The sequence below is a fragment of the Citrobacter sp. GW821-FHT02E08 genome, assembly GCF_059421685.1.
On sequence record NZ_JBWKVL010000022.1, the window covers coordinates 1 to 21,437 of the forward strand.

Here is a 21,437-nt window from a genome sequence, read left to right on the forward strand (position 1 = left end):
CCGTAGCGCCGATGGTAGTGTGGGGTCTCCCCATGCGAGAGTAGGGAACTGCCAGGCATCAAATAAGCAAAAAGCCCTGTACTGACGTACAGGGCTTTTTTGCGTCTGCGATCTGCGGAAAATGCCGGATGGCGGTGTTTATGCGTCTTATCCGGCCTGTGAGTCTGATAAGTGCAGTGCCATCTGGCACGATACAAAACCACTCTTCCAAAACTCATGCACACTACGGTTGAAAACCATCTGTCCAGAAGCTCACCATTTCGGTGAGGAATGGATTTATAGCGGTATCCAGGCACCACCTGCACGGTGACTGTCTAACACCGCATCAATAAAACGCATGCCGTTCACCCCCTCTTCCACACAGGGAAGATCGTCTGTCTCAGGCGGGGGAGCAACTCCAGCCTGCATGGCATGAATGCGCAGTGCTGCATCGGTATACAGCTGAGCGAAAGCTTCCAGATAACCCTCCGGATGACCCGCTGGTACGCGAGTGGCATGTGTTGCCGCAGGACTTACGCTGCGTCCCCGTGTCAGCCGTTGCGCCTGACCCGCAAGTGGGGTAAACCAAAGCTGGTTCGGCTCCTCCTGACTGAAGACTAAACTGGCTAGAGAGCCGTAGAGACGCAGCACTAGTCGGTTTTCCTCGCCGCTGGCGACCTGACTTGCAATCAGTGAACCCCGGCCGCCATTGGGATAACGCATCCAGACCTGAACATGATCGTCAACCCGCCTGCCGGGGACAAAGGTGTGAAGCTCGGCGCTGAGCGCCTCCGGCAACTGACCACTGACAAAGGCGGCGAGATGCCAGGCATGGGTACCGATGTCCCCCAGGCAACCTGCCTGACCGGCCCGCGTGGGATCGGTGCGCCAGGCCGCCTGTCGATGACCACTGGCTTCCAGAGGTTCTGCCAGCCAGTCCTGAAGATATTCCACCTGCACATAACGCAGCTCGCCAAGTTCACCTGCAGCCACCAGAGCGCGGGCATGGCGCACCATTGGGTATCCGCTGTAGGTGTGCGTTACGGCAAACAGCCGCTGCTGCCGTTTTGCCAGTGCGGCCAGTGCTTCTCCTTCCCCGAGCGTCAGCGCCAGCGGTTTATCGCAGATCACATGGATACCCGCGTCAAGAAAAGCGGTTGCTACAGGGGCATGCAGATGATTCGGTGTCACGATAGCGACAACTTCTATGCCGTCCGGACGAGCAGACTCTAGCCGCGCCATTTCGCGAAAATCGCTGTAACTGCGCGGGAGTCCCAGTTCAGCCGCACTGGCCGCCGCTCTGTCGGGATCGCCAGAGAGGGCCGCCGCCACCAGTTCGTAGTGATCATCCAGCCGTGCGGCCATTCGGTGTACGGCACCGATAAAGGCACCTTGTCCACCGCCCACCATGCCAAGACGCAGACGGCGATTCATGTTTTTGCTCCCAGTCCCAGCAAGGTGGACAACTGAGCAGGATCGAGACGGCTGTCGGCAAAGTCATCAAAGGCATGTTCTGCCACCCGAATGATGTGCTGGCGGATAAATTGCGCCCCTTCAGCAGCACCGCTCTCTGGGTGTTTAAGGGCACACTCCCACTCCAGCACGGCCCAGCCTGAATAGTCATACTGGGTCAGCTTCGAGAAAATCGCCGTAAAGTCTATCTGGCCGTCACCGAGTGAGCGAAAACGCCCTGCACGGTCCAGCCAATCCTGATACCCTCCATACACACCCTGACGCCCGGAGGGGCGAAACTCGGCATCTTTCACGTGAAACGCCTTGATCCGCTGATGGTATATGTCGATAAACGCCAGATAATCAAGTTGTTGCAATAAGAAGTGGCTGGGGTCATAGAGGATATTGGCGCGCGGATGCGCATCCAGTGCCGCCAGAAAACGCTCGAACGTCACCCCATCGTGCAAATCTTCACCGGGATGTAGCTCATAACAAACGTCAACACCCTGCTCATCAAACGCATCCAGGACAGGACGCCAACGACGTGCCAGCTCGGCAAAGGCTTCATCGACAAGCCCTGCCGGTCGCTGGGGCCAGGGATAAAGATAAGGCCAGGCGAGGGCGCCGCTAAAGGTCGCATGTGCCGTTAACCCCAGACGCTGGGAGGCCTTCGCCGCCGCCATCAGTTGATTCACCGCCCACTCGGTACGTGCAGTCGGTTTCCCCCGCACTTCTGGCGCAGCGAACTGATCAAACAGGGAATCATAGGCCGGATGCACCGCTACCAGTTGTCCCTGCAGGTGAGTAGAAAGCTCTGTGATGGCGAGCCCATGCTCTGCAAGCTGTCCGGCGACCTCGTCACAATAGGTTTGACTGTGTGCCGCCAGGTTCAAATCGAACAGATGGGGATGATTGGTGGGGAGCTGCACCCCGTTGAACCCCAGACCAGCGGCCCAGCCAGCCAGCCCCTGCAACGTATCGAAGGGAGGGCGGTCACCGATAAATTGTGCAAGAAAGACAGCCGGTCCTTTGAGGGTTTTCATGCGCAACTCCTTCATCATGCGGTGAAAGTGGGTGTTGCGGGGTGATCTACACACCCCGCTTATACATAAACTCAGAACGGTGAATCAGGGAAGTAGAAATCTTTGGCATTCTCTTTGGTGATCAACACCGAAGGAATAATGGTTTTGGCAGGCAGTTCCTTGCCCTGCAGACGCGCCTCTGCGGTCAGTTTGATCGCATCGTAGATAAACTTGGGTGAATAGGAGACATTCGCCTGGATGCGCGGATCGCTTCCCTCCATCAACGTTTTGATCGCCCCTTTGGCACCGGCGCCACCAAAGACGATTTTGATGTCATCACGTTTAGCCTGGTCAATGGCCTTGAGCACGCCCACCGCCATATCATCATCGGCAGCCCAGACGGCATCAATATGCTTATAGCGCGTGAGGAAGTCTTGCATCACTTTGAAGGCGTCATCCCGGTTCCAGTTGCCGTATTTGGCATCAAGAATTTTCATTTCAGGGTGTTGTTTGATAACGGCAGTGAAGGCGTCAAAACGCTCGTTATCCAGCGTGGTCGGAATGCCGCGCAAGGCGACCAGTTCGCCTTTACCGTCCATGACTTTCGCCAAATATTCGGCAGGCAGTTTGCCAAATGCGGTATTGTCGCCGGCAACGTAAGCATCCTGGGCTTTGGTGTCAGTCAACCCTCTGTCAACGACCGTAACGTACACGCCTTTATCCTTCACCTGCGCCACCGGCTTGGTCAGCGTTGCGGATTCAAAGGGGAAAATCACCAGGGTGTTCATTTTGTTAACCGTTAACAGATCCTGCAATTGATTAGCCTGTTCGGGGGCGTTGGCGGCCGTTTTCACGATGACCTTGAGATCGGGATGTTCTTTCTCCAAATCTGCTTTGGCCTTGTTGGCCCACCAGACGATCCCGGAGGTGAAGCTGTGGGTGGCCGTGGGGATAGAGACACCCAGCGTTACACTCTCTGCCGCCCAGCTAGTGTTGAGCGAGCAGGCAAGGACACTGGCACCAATAATGCGAAGCGCTTTATTCATCAAGTTATCTCCAGTAAATCAAACGGTTTGCCCGCGTGCCCGCGGATTTCCTCTGTTACCACTCCCTCAGCGCCCGCGTTGCAGAAAAGCGACGATGATAATGACCACCCCCTGAACGGCGGCGTTGAGATAAACGCTGATGATGCTGGTGAGATTAAGAATGTTACTGATCACGGAAAGCAGGATAGCGCCGATCACCGTACCGACAATGCGTCCTTCCCCTCCCTTGAGGGTCGTTCCGCCCACCACCACGGCAGCGATGGCTTCCAGCTCCCACAACAAGCCGGTACTCGGGGTGGCGGAACCCAGCCGTGGAACATACAGCAAGGTGGCGATCCCCACACAGAAACCGAGTAGCGCATAGGTCAGGATCTTGATGCGATCGACGCGGATCGCGGCATAACGCGCGACCTGCTCGTTAGATCCGATGGCCTGCGCATAGCGGCCAAAAGCGGTACGGTTGAGTAGCAGCCCGCCCGCCAGTGCCACGATGGCAAATACCCACACCGGGATGGGCACGCCGAGCAAACTGCCATAATAGACAGGACTGTAGATATCCGCCTGAGTGTCAGCGAGCGTGAGCGCACCCCCATCCGCCAGCCAGGTCAGGCAAGCCCGAAAGATACCCAGGGTGCCCAGGGTGACGACAAAGGCTTCGATCTGCCCTTTGGTAATCAGCAAGCCATGCAAGGAACCAAACAGTGCGCCCAGCACCAGAGCAAACAACGCCCCTAACACCACGCCAGTCAGGGGATTACCGGTGAAGTGATTCATAAACAGGATCACACAGCCTGCGATCAGTGCGGCCATGGAGCCCACCGAAAGATCGATACCACCGGACATAATGACAAAGGTCATGCCCACCGCGATGATGCCGATAAACGCAGTGCGGGTCAGTACATTCATCAGGTTGTCGAGGGTGGCAAAATCCGGGTTAAGCAGGGTGCCGGTGATACACAACAGAATCAACCCAATCAGTGGGCCAAATCCCGAAAGGTGCGACCAGGTGCGACGGAAGACAACGAAAAGATCAGCGGGTGCCGGTTGCATAGGTGATCAGCTCCTCTTCGTTCAGATTCTCAGCGCAAAGCTCTGCCTGCAACCGCCCCGCACGTAACACCAGTACGCGATGGCACAAACCGATCAGTTCTATCAACTCGCTGGAGATGACGATCACGGCGCGTCCTTCTGTGGCAAGTCGTTGGATCAAAAAATAGATGTCTCTTTTGGCCCCCACATCAACGCCACGGGTGGGCTCATCGAGCACGATGACGCTTGGGTCCGGGTGCAGGTATTTGGCCAGCACCAGTTTTTGTTGATTTCCCCCGGAGAGCATGCGCGCCCTGGCGCTAAGATCACCCACTTTTAGCCCAAAGACCGTTACCGCCTGCTCAAGCGCTTCCCGCTCAGCGCGCTGATTGAGTAAAGGCGTGGCGTAGCGTTCCAGCGTCATCAGCGTCAGGTTTTCACTCAACCCCAGATTGATATGCAAGCCCTTACCTTTGCGATCTTCCGGCATATACGTGAGGCCATGACGCATGGCGTCGCGTGGGTTGCCGGGCCGAACTTTTTTTCCTCCCAGCGTCAGTGTACCGGCACTGCGTGGCCGCAGCCCCACGATGGCTTCAAAAGCCTCAGTGCGTCCGGCGCCGACCAGACCGGCGAAACCGAGGATCTCGCCCGCGCGAACGTTAAAGCTGAGCTCGTCGATCCAGCCAGGTACTGACAGCCCCTCGACGGCCAGGGCAATGGGCGCCTCTCTGGCAGGTGAACGCTTCGGGGGAAACATGTCGGACATGTCACGCCCAACCATCAGGTTTGCCATCTGCTGGCGCGTGAGATCGGCGGTGGCGGCGCGGGTAACGAAGCGGCCATCGCGCATCACGATGACCTCATCGGTGAGGTGTTTGACCTCATCCAGTTTGTGAGAAATATAGATGATGGTGACCCCATCTTCCTTAAGCTTGCCTATCAGGGCGAATAATCGTTCTGTTTCCGCTGGGGTCAGCGTGGCGGTGGGTTCGTCCATGATTAACAAACGCGCCTGGCGTGATAACGCTTTGGCTATCTCGACCAACTGCTTCTCTGCGACGATCAGCCGCCGTATCAGCGTATTCGGGGAGATCCTGAGACCGACGTCGGCAAGACAGCGCGCGCTCGCCTGTTCCATGGCGCGCTCATCCAGCAGCCAACCCCGTTTGTATTCATGGCCGAGGAAAATATTTTGGGCAATCGTGAGGTGCTCGGCAAGATTGAATTCCTGATGGATCAATACCACCCCGGCTTGTTCGGCGTCACGCGAAGAACGGAAGTGACGGGCCGTACCGTCAATACGCACTTCTCCCTCGCTGGCCTGTTCGTAACCGGCGAGAATTTTCATCAGGGTTGATTTACCGGCGCCGTTTTCCCCCAACAGGCCATATATTTTTCCCGGCGCCAGCGTAAAACTCACCCCATGCAACACGCGCACCGGGCCAAATGCTTTGCAGATACCGACAAATTCAATGGCGAGGCTCACAAGGACATTCCTTGTTTATTCAGGTGTATGCCATGACAACGGGTGGGGTTTATGCCTCCCGGAAGCCGATACGTTCCCTCCCACGCTGCGTCGCTGATCCCCATCATTCTCACCCGGCGTTGTCGATTGTCTCCTGAATTTGAGTGCAGTGCACAAGGGATAAAAATGCAAGTCAGGACAATGATTTCTGCCGAGCGGCGCAAGATTTGGGTTTTTAAACGCGTCATCACTGGCGTAACGCAGTTTCTGGAAACTGTCGAAGTGCACCAGATATACGTCAGAGAGTTCCGGTGTTGGCTAAAATGAAAGGATGCGCCATGCGGAGTCTCTCGCCATGAATGCCCTCTCGTTTCACCGTTTTTTCATCGCCCTTATTACCGCACTGCTGCTCGTCGCCCCCGTGTATGCTGCTTCTGCTGAGCAAAATCAGCCGCCTGCTGTAACTGCTGAGCAAGGCCAGTCTAACGCTGATTCTGCTGAAGGTGATCAGCCTCAGCAGGAGGAGCGAGAGGTGCTCGAAGTCAACATGGATGAACTGCTGCAACCCTGGGTGGGGGATCTGCCAGGGATGCTCGATCGCCGGGTGATCCGGGTACTGACGACTTACAGTAAGACGTTTTTCTTCATCAACAAGGGAACACAGCGCGGAGCCACCCATGATGTGTTTATGGCGTTTGAGCGCGAACTCAACGCCAGGTTACTGAAGGAGGACAAGCTAAAACAACGTCACCTCAAAGTCCGCATTATCTTCGTGCTGGTGGCGCGTGATCAGCTGTTTATGGCCCTCAACGAGGGGCGGGGAGATATCGCTGCTGCGAATCTGACGATTACCCCGGATCGTCAGAAACTCGTGGATTTCACCATCCCCCTGTATCTCAATGTCAAAGAACTGCTGCTCTCGGGCCCCAACTCCCCTAAGGTAGAGACCCTGGATCAACTCTCGGGTAAGACGGTGTTTGTGCGTCCCTCATCAAGCTATTACGAGAGCCTGAAGGCGCTTAATGCACGCTTTGCTAAAGCCTCACGTCCCCCCGTTTTTCTCGAGGAAGCCCCTGAATCACTTGAGGATGAAGATCTTATCGAGATGCTGAATGCCGGTCTTATCCCGCTGATCGTCGTCGATCGGCATAAAGCAGAGTTTTGGAAACAGGTGTTTCCAAAAATTCAGATACACGAGGATATCGTGTTGCGCGACGATGCCAATATCGCGTGGGCTGTACGCAAAAATAGCCCTGAACTTCTCGCGTTACTGAATGACTTCGTTAAGGAAAATGGCCAGGGCAGCAAACTGGGTAACATCCTTTTGTTTCGCTATCTGAAGAGCGCAAAGTATGTCAAAAGTGCCGCAGCGGAGAAGGAGCGTCGCAAACTGCTGAATATGGTGGCTTTGTTCAGAAAGTACGGCGATCGCTATGACGTGGACTGGCTGCTGATGGCCGCTCAGGGTTATCAGGAGTCGCGGCTCAACCAGTCAGCCCGCAGCCATGTGGGGGCCATTGGCGTGATGCAGGTGATGCCGCGTACGGGCAAGGAAATGAAAGTGGGCGATATCCGGAAGCTGGATCCCAACATTCATGCTGGGGTGAAATACATGCGCTGGATGATAGACAATTACTACGGTGATGAGCCGATGACCCAGCTTGATAAGGCGCTCTTCTCGTTTGCCTCATACAACGCGGGGGCAGCCCGCATTGCCCGGCTACGCGCCGAAACAAAGACGCGCGGCTTTGATCCTGATGTCTGGTTTGGCAACGTGGAATATCTGGCCGCTGAGCAGATAGGTGCTGAGACGGTCACCTACGTGAGTAACATCTACAAGTACTACATCGCCTATCGACTCATCATGGACGAAGTCGCGCGTAAAGAGAAAGACGCAGAGGACTCACTCAGTGACGTCGCCCCGAAACATACCAACAAGGCCACGGATAAGGCAAAAAAAGAAACCTCGGACAAACCGTGATGCTCCCTGTCTGAAAATCAGCAGAACGGGGCAGAGGGACCGGAGGAGCGGTGTGTTGCTAAGGGAAAGTACTCGGATGTAGTGCAGGGGGAAGCGGTAGAACCTATGGACAGCACGACCAGAAATCTGGCTGATCGCTAAAAAGCAAAAACCCGCCTTTTGGGCGGGTTCTTTAGAATAGTGGTGCCCGGACTCGGAATCGAACCAAGGACACGGGGATTTTCAAAACGCGTGCTTGATTTGACTAGAATTAATACCGCTATCTGCACCCGTAATTCCCGTATCAGTCTTGCTGTGGGTGCATCAAACCAAAGGTCAGTGAGTCTTGATTATTTCGTGTGATGCGGGTACGAATTATCTTATAAATACTGTATTAAAATACAGTGTTGACAGGCGATTAATAACGAGTAGATTGACCTTATATCTGATGTGGGATTAAGTTAAAGTGTTATTAAGCGGTACGACTTACCAGGCTAAGTAAGTTAGATGCGATAAAGGCCACGAAGTGTTTTTTGTTTGGGTTCTTCAATATTGAGCAGAAAGTTTATGCCCCGTGTGAAGAGGTTTTAAGGTCACGTAGTATATCTCTACAATCGCATAATGTGGATGATGGCGCGATGATGTAAGGCCTTGTTGTTGATGGTTATTTCGCGGTTAGATAGCTAGCAGATACGGCATCGAAAAGACGGCGAAGATAGTAAGGCAACGCATCAAAGAGTATATATCGCGCGGGCGATGTACTTATTGAGAAAAGTCGTCAGGATAATTCTCAATGAAATAAACAGGATAGAAATTTATCTAATAGGATTTTAGGAGGATAGCAGCATCTGAAGTACCGATATATCCTGTAAAAACATGTACATCTATAGCAGTAGTATTAAATAATTAAGTTGATGAATGTTAAATATTAATTTGAAAGTATCTTAAAAGCCCCGGTGTTTTATTGCTGGGGCTTTCTCATTTTTACGACTGAAAATTATTGGTCAAGCATTCGGTGTCGGAATTAATTCAGCAAACGCCTCCACTATGGTGTCATGGTATCAGTGAGGCGGCACGGCGTACGCTTACGAAAAAAAAGAACATAACGGTAAAAGGGTCTCTGCCATACCCATAATGAATTACCAGAGATAATCAGACACTTCTAAGCCATTTCTGCTGCAGGCACTGTGTTTGCTTCACGCCCCAGGGCATGATGAACTTTTTATGCCGCATACTGATTAGCCGGGAGAAGAACGTCATGAATTACGGGGCGATATCCGGGGTGCGCCAGAATACACCAGGCAGCGTCAGTCCACACCAGTCGGGAAGCGGCGTTGAGGCAGCGTGACTGCCCCGGTTTCTTCCTGGCAACGTGAGATAAGTTCAGGGTCGAGATAATCCACAAAGAAGTCATGTGGTTATGGTATGAGTCATCATGGGAGGCAAGTTCAAGAACCTGAGCGATACGCATATAAAATTCAGAAACAAGGACGATTTCCGAATTTTTACACAGCCACTGGATCGGTCAATCGATCCTTAACTAATCGGCATTACTCCGGTACGGGGAGGGATAGGTGCCCTGATTTTCTTCTGGCGAAGGTCATCGTGACAACGCCGCGTATCGTAAGCACCATCGGCGGCAACCGCGTTGATTTTTCGGTATGTCTGGCGGATGAGTCCAGGGAGCGCCTCTGCATCAGTGACATTGTTTAATGACAGGTCTGAACAAGTGATCATCAGTACGGTGGAGATGACAAGGTCAGAGTAGTGCTGCGGGCGGTCCCGTGATGACGGCGTGCCGCTTTCGTACCAAGCCTGAATGACCGGTTCGTCCAACCAGAAAGTGAGTGCCACGGTTGATGAGGGTCTTGTTGTCGTTCTTCCAGTTGGCCATTCTGAACGTTTGCTTTGCCACGGGATAGCCGGTTTTATCAGGATGATGAGTGATCTGAGCCTGCAACCCGGCAAAAGTTCAATTTTTTCAATAACGCCTAAAGAAGAGTCATTACCCACTCGCGAAACTCATAAAGTTCATTCAAATTAATAAAAAATAAATGGCGTAATGTGAATAACATTTCATTATGCTAACGCTGTCGATAAGCCCTTCACTGGATCTACCCTCCTTAACGATGTTCCGAATGGCGAAGCTTTCTTTCCATTCACGTCCCCTGTTTGTTAATCCACTGATTGGATTAACAATTAACCGATGATGATGCGGTACATCTTGTGTCTTCATCAGGAAATATTGATGTTAATGTCCCCGCAAGCTAGGGTGGCCCGTAATAGCGTGGTTGAGCCAGGTGTGGTGCTTGGTGCCCATGTGAACATTGGTCCATTTTGTATTATTTCCACCGGTGTGGTTATTGGTGAAGGAACTGTAGTTGGGGCGTATTCTGTCATTAATGGTCGCACGATCATTGGCCGCGACAATACGATTGGGCAATCTTCTTCTATAGGTGAGATTAATCAGGATCTTAAATACGAGAATGAATCCACCTGTGTGGTGATTGGTGACAGAAATCACTTCGGCAAAAATGTGACGATACATCGAGGGACGATACAGGGATTGAGTTGCACGACGATTGGTAACGATAACCGCCTTTTGAATAACGTCCATATTGGGCATGATTGTGTGGTGGGTAACGGTACATTGGTGGGGGAGCACAGCGGTCTTGCCGGGCACGTAAGGCTTGATGATGGGGCACAGGTTGGTTTTATGTGTGCCATTCACCAGTTCTGTGTACTGGGTGCTCATGCAAAGATTGTCGACCAATCTGGTGTGGTGCAAGACGTGCCACCGTTTGTGATGGCGGGGGGGAATCATGCGAAACCTGCAGGAATAAATGTTAATGCACTCGCCTTTCTGGCATTAGACTTCGAACAGCAGGATTTTGTACTTTCTCTTTACAGTATGCTTTACCAGCAGTCTTTATCGATTGATGAGGTGAAGGTAGCAGTTAAGGCATTGTTCAGTGATTATGCCATCGCTACTGTATTTGAGAGGTTTTGGGAGCACTCGGCGCGAGGGATAGTGAGATGAGTTAAAAAGACTCGCCGCGTAAAGCGACGAGTCCAGGGAAGGTGCGATTTAATCCTCACGTATGAAGCCAAACATCAGTGTTATTGGTGCCAAATGCGCAACCGAACCTTCCAGCTTGGATATGCTTATCGCGCCTGCCAGCATGGTATGAAAGCGCAAATTGTTGACCTTTCGATGAACAATGCCGTGTTCGCACGCTACAAAACTCTCGCCACGATGTGTAACCTCGCTTCCTTTGTGCCTGACTCTCAGTCTGCACCAGCTTGTTTTTAAGTGCTGAAATAAATGTTTTAGTGAGCTTTTTATCCGAGAACGGTTTTTTCCTGGTGATAGGTTCATGATTTGTAATGACATTCAGTATCGATGTTACGTGAGTAGGATCAAAACTCTATGATCGTGGTGAAGACAGTATTTTTGCAACCATGCGTGAAGTGATTCTGACAATTCACGAAAATCTGGATATGAATCTGTTGCGCTAATGCTTTGCCAGATCAGAAGGGAAATGCGAATGCTTCCCTTCTCCAGACCGGACAATGACCGGAGGTTGCCTTGTGGTGATGAATCCACCAGATAGGTATACAGGTTGGGAATAGTGCTTTGAGGTAACTTACAGACCAACAAACCGGGGCATGGTGACCAGGGAGGAAGGTGGAATGCTGAGGGGGAATGTTAAAACCGTTTGTCGGTGTCAGTGAACTGGCTTCAGGTGGCATCGCTGAACAGAAATCTACCGAAACCCCAGAAAGCAAAAACCCGCCTTTTGGGCGGGTTCTTTAGAATAGTGGTGCCCGGACTCGGAATCGAACCAAGGACACGGGGATTTTCAATCCCCTGCTCTACCGACTGAGCTATCCGGGCAACGGGGCGCATTAAACCGTAATCTGTATCCCCCGTCAACCAGATTTCTCGTTTTGTTGTCTGATTGCTTATCTTTGCGGCGATTCTGTCGCTGATTGGATTATTTTGCTTAAAATCACCGCGCGTTGTCATGCTCACTGACTTTTTGCGCCGCTTTAACCTGACTCACAAAGGTCGGTAACATCCAGGTACCGCCGAGGACGATTTCCCGGCAGTCGCCAGTGGTGTATTTCAGGCTAGGCACAAATGTTTTGCCGTCCCACACCCACTCTTCTCCGCTGACGCAGTCGGCGATACCGCGACCTTTATTGAAGAATGTAATCATGCCATCGGCATAGCTGGTGGCATCGGTCGTGATGAGCTGTGGGTCGCTGGTCAGTGTGTTGTCCACCACCCACATGGCATAGCCTTCGTTATACGCGGCGCGCCAGCAGAGTCCCTGGATCAGGGTATGCGATTTATCAATGGCGGTGAGCGTTAACTGGCGGTCTTTGGCCGGGATATTCTCGTTATTCCAGTCATCGCAGTCATTGGTGAGTTTTTTCTCTAATAACGTGCGTTGATTTGCCGTGAGTGGCGTTGTTGGTGCTGAGGGCGTTACGGGGGCGGCAATAATGACAGGTGCCGGAACACCCGCCAGTACGTTTTCATCGCTGGCCTTGCCTTTACGCAGCAGAGCACTCTGGGTTCCTATGCGTTTCTGGAATTCATCCATTTTCAGCAACACGGCATTGGCACCTGCGCTGGAGAGCGTTTTGCGCTGCCCATTTAGCGCAATCTCAATTTTTTTGTCCTGAATCAGCGCCTGAAGCAGGGCGGTGATTTGCGAGTTGTTGAAACGAAAATGCTCTCTGTCTTTGGCCGTGAGTGTTCCCTGTGATTGTCCATCAATGAACATACTCACGCTGGCATTGGCAGGGATGTCGTTTTGGGTTTGTGCGAAGGTCATCAGTCCGGTGACCTGCTGCCCTGGGCCTGCCTGACGGGTCAATAAGACACTGATTTCTCCGGTATTGACGCCGTAGCCTGCGGCACGGCAGGTGCCGATATTGTCGCAGGAGAGTTCCCAGTCTTTGTGGTCAAACGAAAAACCCGTTAACGGTGCGGCAAAGAGCGGGATTGAAAACAATCCTGCTGCCGCAATGAGGGGGAGACAGCGCATATAATTCCCTTTATGTATCAGTATTGCTGAAATTATCTGCGCATCAGAAGGGGAGCGATAGGTGGATCAGGTCAGCGCGCCCGACTTACGGCACTGAGCAAACCGCAGGATATCTTCCGCCAGGCGATGCGCAGTATCGACATCGGCCTGGCTGCGGTTCACCAGCATACGGCTGAGACACCCCTCCAGCACCAGCTCCATCTGCCGGGCGACCATGGCCGGGTCGTCAATTTCCAGCGTGGTCAGCAACTCGTGGGTAAAATCGTGCGCCGCCCGTTTTTGTTGATCCGCCAGTTGGTGAATGGGATGGGAGGGATCAGGATAAAACGTGCAGGCGGCGATAAACAGGCAGCCTGGATAGCGGTGATTAATCATACATTCTGACAAGGCGCTGTAGCGCGCCAGGAGCTTTTGCTCTGCACTCAGTGTTTCATCCAGTATAAGCTGACGGCGCCAGGTCTCTATCTGATGACTCAGATGACGTAACGCATCATAGAGAATCGCCTCTTTATCCGGCCAAAAACGTTGCAGTTCGTCGAGCGGATAATCAACGCTTTCGGCGACCATCTCCAGCGTGGTCGTTGCTATCCCTTGAGTCTCAAGTAATTTTAGGGCTTCTCCCAGGACATCTTCACGTTGCACGGTAATTTCCTCTGTTTTTCCTTTTGCAAGTGTCGCTCACGGTTGCCGATCGCGCAAATGTGCGCTAAAGGTCGCCGCATCCATAAAGCCCGTTACCCGCGCTGGTGGGTGTTCATTCCCCTGCGCGTCAAAGAATAAAATTGTGGGCAATCCCAGCACATGGAGATGCTTCAGTAAGGCCACATCCTGCGCGTTGTTGGCGGTGACATTGGCCTGTAACAGCACGGTATCACCTAATGCCTGCTGTACCTGCGGATCGCTGAAGGTATATTTCTCGAACTTTTTACAGGCGACGCACCAGTCGGCATACAGATCCAGCATCACGGGTTTGCCTTTGGCGCGCGCCAGCGCCTGCGTTAAGTCATCGACTGAGGCGACAGGCGTAAAGTTCAGATGCGCCTGCGTTTGCGCCGTTGCGTTACCGAACGCCCAGTCCTGCAACGGACGCACGCTGACCAGCGCTGCGGCCAGCAGGATAATCTGTACCATGCGCATCCAGCGCCGTTTTGCCTGCAGACTGGTGATAAATGCCCAGCCAAAGAAGGCAACGCCCAGTAGCGCCCACAGACGCAGGCCCCATTCGTCACCGATGATTCGCTCGAGCAAAAACACGGGTAGCGCGAGGATGACAAACCCAAAGGCCGTTTTGACATGTTCCATCCACGGGCCGCTTTTTGGCAGCAGGCGGTTGCCGAAGACGGTGACCAGAATCAGCGGTAACCCCATTCCCAGCGCGTAGAGATAGAGCGTACCGCCACCGAACCACATGTCTCCGCTCTGGGCGATATACAGCAAAATAGCGCTTAACGGCGCAGTGGTGCACGGCGAGCAGATCAGCCCGGCAATCGCCCCCATCGCAAACACACCGCCAGGCGATCCACCCTGCTGACGATTACTCATCAGCGTGAGGCGCGTTTGCAGCGAAGAGGGGAGCTGTAGTGTAAACAGGCCAAACATCGACAGCGCCAGCAGGGTAAACATCACCGCCAGGCCGATTAAGACGTAAGGATGCTGCAACGCGGCCTGAAACTGTAATCCGGCAGCCGCGACAACCAGGCCAAGCGCGGTGTAGGTCAGCGCCATCCCTTGAACGTAGATAAAGGTCAGCAGCAGGGCGCGTCCGGTTGAGAGGCGCTGTTTGCCGCCCAGCACGATACCGGAAATGAGCGGGTACATCGGCAGAACGCATGGCGTAAACGCAATGCCAATCCCTATCAGCAATGCCCACAATGCGGAAAAGGGCAGTTGGCTGTCTGGTTGCGGTGCGTTTTCTGGTTGCGTTGCTGAAGAGGGCGTCGCCGGTTGCACATCCGCACTGGCAAGCACCTGGCTCAGCGGCACGGTTTTGGTCTCTGGCGGGTAGCAGAAACCGGCGTCAGCGCATCCCTGATAGACGACAGTTAATGTCGCGCCAGACGCTGCCTGGTTGACCGTCACCGGAATCGTCAACCGCTGGCGGTAGATTTCGCTTTTGCCATAAAATTCGTCTTCGTGCCAGACGCCAGCCGGAAGCTGTACCGCGGCAATCTCTGCCTGAGACGGCGTGATAGTGATTTGCTTGCGATAAAGGTAATAACCTTCCTTCACCTGCCAGGAGAGATTAAGGTCATGCTGATTCTGCTGAAAATCAAAGCTAAATGCCTGGTCGGCAGGCACAAATTGCGAGCGACCAGGCGCGTCAAATAATCCGGCGAAGACGGATGTGCTGCACAGCAGCAGGATCAGCGTAAGGATGCGTTGAGCCATGAGAGGTAATCATTGTCTCCGTGAGTAACGGGTAAAACCAGAAGTTCGGGTGTTTGATAGGGGTGGTGAGACTTCAGGCAGTCAAGAAGCGCTTGCTGGTGCAAAACCGAGGATTTGAAGATCATCTGCACTTCGTATTCCTGTTCCAGTTTCCCTTCCCAGTAATACAGGGAAGTGGCTCCCGGGATAAGCGTGGCGCATGCCGCCAGCTTTTCTGCCAGCACTTTGGCTGCCAGGTCCTGGGCTGTTGCTTCATCCGGCGCAGTACAGAGCACCACAACGGCATCGGGGATGGACATATCCTGACTGTTAACATCAAGCATAAACACCTCGAAAGGACAGAATGACCAGCAAGAGAGTGGTCACTATACAACGGACGAGGGAAGGATGTTAGTCAAAGCGGGGAAAGGAGTGCGGGGCGTATGAACGCCCCGCGGGTAACACTTACAGCATGAAGCTGCCCAGCAGGAAGCCGAAGCAAACAGCAAGCACAACGCCCAGCGTACCTGGGATGAAGAACGGATGGTTAAAGACTAACTTACCGATACGGGTTGTACCGGTGTCATCCATCTGAACCGCCGCAACCAGCGTCGGGTAGGTCGGCAGAATGAACAGACCGGAAACAGCTGCGAAAGAAGCCACAGCAGTCAGCGGAGAAACGTTCAGCGCCAGCGCCATCGGCATCAGTGCCTTAGCCGTTGCAGCCTGAGAGTACAGCAGTGCAGAAGCAAAGAAGAAGATCACCGCCAGCAACCACGGATGACCCTGAATTACGCTACCAGCAGTCTCTTTGATCCAGTCGATGTTGGCAGAAACGAAGGTGTCGCCCAGCCATGCCACGCCCAGGATACAAATACAGGCGCTCATCCCTGCTTTGAAGGTGCTGGAGTTCAGGATGGAATCAGTCTCAACGCGGCAGATAATGGTGGTCAGCGTCGCGACGCTCAGCATGATGATCAGAATTGCGTTGGTGGTGTTCATCAGCGGTTTAGCGACCAGGCCAAGGCTCGGGCTGTTGATGATGGCATAAGCCACAACACAGACTACGCCCAGCAGGAACAACCAAACGGATGATTTCGCACCGGACTTGATCTCAACCTGACGCTCGCCGCGCAGCTCAACCAAACCTTCTTCCAGACGTTTACGGTATACCGGATCGTCAGAAAGTTTAGAGTTAAACAGCATGGTGACCAGGAAGGACATCACCAGCACCGCCAGCAGGGTGGACGGAATGACCACGGACAGCAGGTGAATGTAGCTGATGCCATGACCTTCCATGACGGAAGACATGTAGACCACCGCCGCAGAGATTGGCGACGCGGTAATGGCGATCTGTGCAGAAACCACCGCAGTGGAGAGCGGACGGCAAGGTTTGATCCCTTGTTCCTTCGCCACTTCAGCGATAACTGGCAGAGTTGCCAGAGAGATGTTGCCTGTACCTGCAAAGATAGTCAGGAAATAAGTCACAATCGGAGCGAGGATCGTGATGTATTTCGGGTTTTTACGCAGCAGTTTTTCTGTCTGGTGAACCAGATAGTCCAGACCGCCTGCGACCTGCATGGCAGAGATGGCAGCGATAACCGCCATGATGATGGAAATAACATCGAACGGGATATTACCGGGCTTAACGCCTATGGCTGCAAGAACCAAAACGCCAAGCCCACCTGCAAATCCTATACCAATGCCCCCAAGTCTGGCGCCCAAAAAGATTGCCAGCAAAACGATGATAAGTTCTACAACTATCATATTAGCCTTCCTTGTTGTTTAACAAGTTGATATTAAATTGTTGTTTTTAAGTAACTTCTAATAAGAAAAAAGGCACGTCATCAGACGTGCCTCTTGTGGTACTACCCTGTACAATTACTGTTCGCTTTCATCAGTATAGCGTTTTGCTTTGTAAGCAGGGTGCATCAGGTTCTGTGCAGAGAAAATATCGTCCAGCTCAGCTTCAGTCAACAGACCGCGCTCCAGTACGACTTCACGTACACTCTTACCGGTTTCAGCACAGATTTTACCAACGATGTCGCCGTTGTGGTGGCCGATGAACGGGTTGAGGTAAGTGACGATACCGATTGAGTTGTAAACGAATGCTTCACAGACTTCTTTATTAGCAGTGATACCGTCAATGCATTTTTCCAGCAGGTTGTAGCAGGCGTTGCTCAGGATATGGATAGATTCAAACATTGCCTGACCAATAACCGGCTCCATTACGTTCAGCTGCAGCTGACCTGCTTCAGACGCCATGGTCACGGTGATGTCGTTACCAATAACTTTAAAGCATACCTGGTTAACGACTTCTGGAATAACCGGGTTCACTTTAGCTGGCATGATAGAAGAACCCGCCTGCAGTTCCGGCAGGTTGATCTCGTTCAGACCGGCACGTGGGCCAGAAGAGAGCAAACGCAGGTCGTTACAGATTTTGGACATCTTCACAGCCAGACGTTTCAGTGCGCTGTGTACCATAACATAAGCGCCGCAGTCAGAGGTCGCTTCAATCAGGTCTTCAGCTGGTACACAGGCAAAGCCAGTGACTTCAGCCAGTTTCTGTACCGCTAATGGAGAGTACTCTTTAGGAGTATTCAGACCTGTACCGATTGCCGTTGCGCCGAGGTTAACTTCCAGCAACAGTTCTGCGGTATGTCCAATGTTTTTCACTTCTTCTTTCAGCAGTACGCTGAAAGCACGGAATTCCTGACCCAGAGTCATCGGCACAGCATCTTGCAGCTGGGTACGACCCATTTTCAGGATACCCTGGAATTCTTCTGCTTTACGCTCAAAGCCTTCGCGCAGCTGGTTGATAGCATCAATCAGTTTAACGAGGGATGCGTATACCGCGATACGGAAACCGGTCGGGTAAGCGTCGTTGGTGGACTGACATTTGTTAACGTGGTCGTTCGGGTTCAGGTACTGATACTCACCTTTCTGGTGACCCATCAGTTCCAGCCCAATATTGGCCAGCACTTCGTTGGTATTCATGTTTACGGAGGTGCCTGCACCGCCCTGGTAAACGTCTACCGGGAACTGGTCCATGCATTTGCCGTTGTTCAGAACTTCATCACAGGCGGCAATGATGGCATTTGCCACACTCTTAGGAATAGTTTGCAGCTCTTTGTTGGCCAGGGCCGCTGCCTTTTTCACCATTACCATACCGCGAACAAATTCAGGAATATCACTGATTTTGTTATTGCTAATGTAGAAGTTTTCAATCGCTCTCAGAGTGTGAACACCGTAGTAGGCTTCCGCTGGAACTTCCCTGGTACCCAACAAATCTTCTTCGATACGAATGTTGTTTAACATGTGAACCTTCTTTTTCAAGCTGCCAAAAAATTACATTAAACACACAGGATATATGTGGTTTCGAATGTTTCCTGACCGACGATTATCCCCTACATCGGTCTGATGTCCGAGATGATATGCTGCTTCAGGATTTCTACCGTAATCTGGATCACTTTAAGTGTGGCTAATTACTCCTTATTTATTATTTTGTGAGATAGATCACCCCTTTTGGATTACTCCCATAAATATATCCAAAAATGGCTTGAAATTTTGCTAAGCACCTCAATATAAGTTGGATGCAAATTGCACAATCATTCAAACAGACGTGCTGAAACAGCGGTTACCTACAGGAGAACCCTTTGCGCTGGATACCACTTATTGCCATCTTTCTCTATGTTTACATTGAGATTTCTATTTTTATCCAGGTCTCCCAGGTTCTGGGCGTACTGATGACGTTGATTCTGGTGATCTTCTCTTCGATCGTCGGTATGTCGCTGGTGCGCAATCAAGGATTTAAAAACTTTTTGCTGATGCAGCAGAAAATGGCAGCGGGAGAAAGCCCGGCTGCGGAGATGATCAAGAGCGTGTCGCTGATCATTGCCGGTCTGTTGCTGGTCCTGCCGGGTTTCTTCACCGATTTCCTCGGTCTTCTTCTTTTATTACCGCCGGTACAGAAACATCTGACGATGAAACTGCTGCCGCACCTGCGTTTCTCCCGGATGCCAGGCGGCGGTTTTAGCGCCGGAACCGGCGGTGGCGACACGTTTGACGGCGAGTTTCAGCGCAAGGACGAGGAGCGCGATCGCATCGATCATAAAGACGATCGCCGCGATTAAATAGTGTAGTAGTTCCGGTAAGTATAGCGCCACCGGGCATCCAGGCCGGATGGCGCAGCGCTTATCCGGCCTATAAATGGCTTTCAGGCTGTTTTCGCCTGGGCAAAAACAGCCATAGCGCCGCCAGCATAATAATGGCGTACAGGCTTTTCCAGCCGACCATCGCCAGTAAAAGCAGGCACAGCAAACCGCCAATGACCGCCAGCGCGCGATAGCGTCCCTTCAGTAAACGACACCCTGCCAGCATGCACAGCAGATAGATCATGATAAAGATGCCATTAGCGTAGACAATCAGCGCATCAAGGTTGATGTCGAGCGCATAAATACATAACGTACTGATAACGCAACATACCAGGACGGCATTCAGCGCATTGTGCGGGATCTGGCGGGAGGAGAGGCGCGCCAGATAGTGGTCAGGTTTGTCTCGCGCTTGCGACCAGACCAGGCGGGCAAAACTTTGAATATAAATGTTCAGACTGGCAAAACAGGCCAGATAGCCAATAACGCAGGCGACCCACAACGCCTGGACGCCAAACAACTGCACGACAATTTCAGGCAGCGAAGCCGCCGCCGCCATCTGCTCGCCGTAGGCGCCAAAATGCAGCACCACCACCGTACATGCCCAGTAAACTGAACCCGCCAGCACCAGGCCAATCATCAGGGCGCGCGGAAAGTCGCGCTCAGGATTTTTGAATTCAGACGCCAGGTGTGCGAAGGCTTCAAGGCCGACAAAACACCAGAACATCACCGACAGCGCAGAGAACAGTCCCGACATGTCGATATCGCCTGGCGCCGGGAAGGGGATTTCAGCGGGTTGCAGTTTGCCAGCCCACCAGATGGCGACAATCAGCGCCACAATCAGACCCGCGATGATGGTTTGCAGGTTCGCGCTTGAGCTGGCGCCGCGAGAACCGAGGTACCACACCAGGACAAGCGTTCCCAGTTCCGCCAGCAGCAACTGCCCGCCGTGCCAGCCAAACATCGCCTGGCCAAAACCTGCGGCAATATGGAGCGCGGCGGGTAAACCGACGGGAATGACCGACAAAAACAGCCAGCCGGTCACCCGTTCCATATGATTCCCAAACGCCATGCCAACAAAATGCGCCACGCCTCCGGCGCTGGGGTAATGGCGGCCAAGTATCGCAAACACGATGGCCACCGGAAAAACTAACACGATGAGTATCGGCCACGCCCACAAGCTGTTATTCCCCGCGACAAGTGCGGCCAGTGCAGGAACGGCAAAGACACCGGTGCCTAATAATGATGTCGATAACAGGCCAATCCCCTGAGCCAGTCCCAGCTCTTGTTTTAGTCCGCTCATGAAACGTTATCCGGTTACGCCTAAAATTCAGGCAACTGCGTAGATTTTCGATGGTATCACAATCAGATTTGCTGATGACGGCGGCCCTGAAATTGGTGCGAAATGTGAGGTGGGTTGGTGTTTTGACCGGATTTTCTCCTGATAAGAATTTTTTTTTAGTTTCCCCCTTGAAGGGGTATAACCCCATCCCCATCTCTCTGGTCACTAGCCGGGAAATCCGTTTACGGGCCGGCGTCACCCATAACTGATAAAGACTTTCTCAAAGGAGAGCTATCAATGAGTATTCGTCCGTTACATGATCGTGTGATCGTCAAACGTAAAGAAGTTGAATCCAAATCAGCTGGCGGCATCGTTCTGACCGGTTCTGCAGCAGGTAAATCAACTCGTGGCGAAATCATCGCTGTCGGTAAGGGCCGCATCCTGGAAAACGGTAGTGTGCAGCCGCTGGACGTGAAAGTCGGCGACATCGTTATTTTCAACGATGGCTACGGCGTGAAGTCCGAGAAGATCGACAACCAAGAAGTGCTGATCATGTCCGAAAGCGACATTCTGGCAATTGTTGAAGCGTAATCCGCGAACGACACTGAACATACGAATTTA

15 protein-coding genes, 1 tRNA gene and 4 pseudogenes are annotated in these 21,437 nt (G+C 52.6%); 5 read left to right on the forward strand and 15 right to left on the reverse strand.

What is annotated here, in order from left to right:
- Positions 1-276: 276 nt before the first annotated feature.
- The 5 genes from AC07UY_RS20530 to AC07UY_RS20550 form a co-directional block, all read right to left on the reverse strand.
- Positions 277-1,413, reverse strand: coding sequence for a Gfo/Idh/MocA family protein (locus AC07UY_RS20530; RefSeq protein ID WP_494701854.1), 1,137 nt, complete (start codon positions 1,411-1,413; stop codon positions 277-279).
- Positions 1,410-2,474, reverse strand: a complete 1,065-nt coding sequence (locus AC07UY_RS20535; protein WP_494701855.1) for a sugar phosphate isomerase/epimerase family protein — start codon at positions 2,472-2,474, stop codon at positions 1,410-1,412. The genes AC07UY_RS20530 and AC07UY_RS20535 overlap by 4 nt, the downstream gene beginning before the upstream one ends.
- Positions 2,475-2,545: 71 nt before the next feature.
- Complete coding sequence (locus tag AC07UY_RS20540; protein ID WP_494661674.1) at positions 2,546-3,499, reverse strand: substrate-binding domain-containing protein; 954 nt, start codon at positions 3,497-3,499, stop codon at positions 2,546-2,548.
- Between the two features lie 66 nt (positions 3,500-3,565).
- Positions 3,566-4,549 carry an ABC transporter permease gene (locus AC07UY_RS20545; protein ID WP_494661673.1) on the reverse strand — a complete coding sequence of 328 codons (984 nt, stop codon included), beginning with the start codon at positions 4,547-4,549 and terminating at the stop codon, positions 3,566-3,568.
- Entirely contained in the window at positions 4,530-6,017 is a 1,488-nt protein-coding gene (locus AC07UY_RS20550; protein WP_494661672.1) for a sugar ABC transporter ATP-binding protein, read from the reverse strand. Before AC07UY_RS20550 ends, AC07UY_RS20545 begins: the two co-directional genes overlap by 20 nt.
- A gap of 334 nt (positions 6,018-6,351) precedes the next feature.
- On the opposite strand from AC07UY_RS20550, the gene AC07UY_RS20555 reads away from it, so the two are divergent.
- The gene (locus tag AC07UY_RS20555; protein WP_494701856.1) at positions 6,352-7,977 is read left to right on the forward strand and encodes an MltF family protein; all 1,626 of its coding nucleotides are present in this window, start codon (positions 6,352-6,354) and stop codon (positions 7,975-7,977) included.
- 1,301 nt (positions 7,978-9,278) lie between these two features.
- On the opposite strand, the pseudogene AC07UY_RS20560 reads toward AC07UY_RS20555, so the two are convergent.
- Together AC07UY_RS20560 and AC07UY_RS20565 are read right to left on the reverse strand one after the other, a co-directional pair.
- Positions 9,279-9,427 (reverse strand): annotated as a pseudogene (locus AC07UY_RS20560) (transposase domain-containing protein); the annotation flags it as partial.
- An 89-nt stretch (positions 9,428-9,516) separates the two neighbouring features.
- Positions 9,517-9,916: pseudogene (locus tag AC07UY_RS20565) on the reverse strand (transposase); the annotation flags it as partial.
- Between the two features lie 288 nt (positions 9,917-10,204).
- On the opposite strand from AC07UY_RS20565, the gene lpxA reads away from it, so the two are divergent.
- Both lpxA and AC07UY_RS20575 read left to right on the forward strand, forming a co-directional pair.
- Entirely contained in the window at positions 10,205-10,996 is a 792-nt protein-coding gene (gene lpxA / locus AC07UY_RS20570) for an acyl-ACP--UDP-N-acetylglucosamine O-acyltransferase (RefSeq protein WP_494661670.1), read from the forward strand.
- Between the two features lie 51 nt (positions 10,997-11,047).
- A pseudogene (locus tag AC07UY_RS20575) lies at positions 11,048-11,234 on the forward strand (IS1 family transposase); the annotation flags it as partial.
- Between the two features lie 544 nt (positions 11,235-11,778).
- Here AC07UY_RS20575 and AC07UY_RS20580 read toward each other — a convergent pair.
- From AC07UY_RS20580 to aspA, 7 genes and pseudogenes are all read right to left on the reverse strand, one after another.
- A tRNA-Phe gene (locus tag AC07UY_RS20580) sits at positions 11,779-11,854 on the reverse strand.
- 124 nt (positions 11,855-11,978) lie between these two features.
- A pseudogene (locus AC07UY_RS20585) lies at positions 11,979-13,016 on the reverse strand (DUF1176 domain-containing protein); the annotation flags it as partial.
- A gap of 66 nt (positions 13,017-13,082) precedes the next feature.
- On the reverse strand, positions 13,083-13,658 hold the full coding sequence (locus tag AC07UY_RS20590) for a transcriptional regulator (RefSeq protein WP_203359205.1): 576 nt from the start codon (positions 13,656-13,658) through the stop codon (positions 13,083-13,085).
- Between the two features lie 36 nt (positions 13,659-13,694).
- Positions 13,695-15,404: a protein-disulfide reductase DsbD gene (locus AC07UY_RS20595; RefSeq protein ID WP_494701857.1), complete on the reverse strand. Its 1,710-nt coding sequence runs from the start codon at positions 15,402-15,404 to the stop codon at positions 13,695-13,697.
- Positions 15,380-15,727, reverse strand: a complete 348-nt coding sequence (cutA, locus tag AC07UY_RS20600) for a divalent cation tolerance protein CutA (protein WP_192610792.1) — start codon at positions 15,725-15,727, stop codon at positions 15,380-15,382. Before cutA ends, AC07UY_RS20595 begins: the two co-directional genes overlap by 25 nt.
- 121 nt (positions 15,728-15,848) lie before the next feature.
- Positions 15,849-17,150, reverse strand: coding sequence for an anaerobic C4-dicarboxylate transporter DcuA (dcuA, locus tag AC07UY_RS20605; protein ID WP_203359202.1), 1,302 nt, complete (start codon positions 17,148-17,150; stop codon positions 15,849-15,851).
- Between the two features lie 114 nt (positions 17,151-17,264).
- Positions 17,265-18,701: an aspartate ammonia-lyase gene (aspA, locus tag AC07UY_RS20610; protein WP_203359201.1), complete on the reverse strand. Its 1,437-nt coding sequence runs from the start codon at positions 18,699-18,701 to the stop codon at positions 17,265-17,267.
- 338 nt (positions 18,702-19,039) lie between these two features.
- On the opposite strand from aspA, the gene AC07UY_RS20615 reads away from it, so the two are divergent.
- On the forward strand, positions 19,040-19,516 hold the full coding sequence (locus AC07UY_RS20615; RefSeq protein ID WP_203359200.1) for an FxsA family protein: 477 nt from the start codon (positions 19,040-19,042) through the stop codon (positions 19,514-19,516).
- A gap of 70 nt (positions 19,517-19,586) precedes the next feature.
- On the opposite strand, the gene yjeH is transcribed toward AC07UY_RS20615, so the two are convergent.
- Positions 19,587-20,837, reverse strand: coding sequence for an L-methionine/branched-chain amino acid transporter (yjeH, locus tag AC07UY_RS20620; RefSeq protein ID WP_494661668.1), 1,251 nt, complete (start codon positions 20,835-20,837; stop codon positions 19,587-19,589).
- Between the two features lie 276 nt (positions 20,838-21,113).
- On the opposite strand from yjeH, the gene AC07UY_RS20625 reads away from it, so the two are divergent.
- On the forward strand, positions 21,114-21,407 hold the full coding sequence (locus AC07UY_RS20625) for a co-chaperone GroES (RefSeq protein ID WP_203359198.1): 294 nt from the start codon (positions 21,114-21,116) through the stop codon (positions 21,405-21,407).
- Positions 21,408-21,437 lie beyond the last annotated feature (30 nt).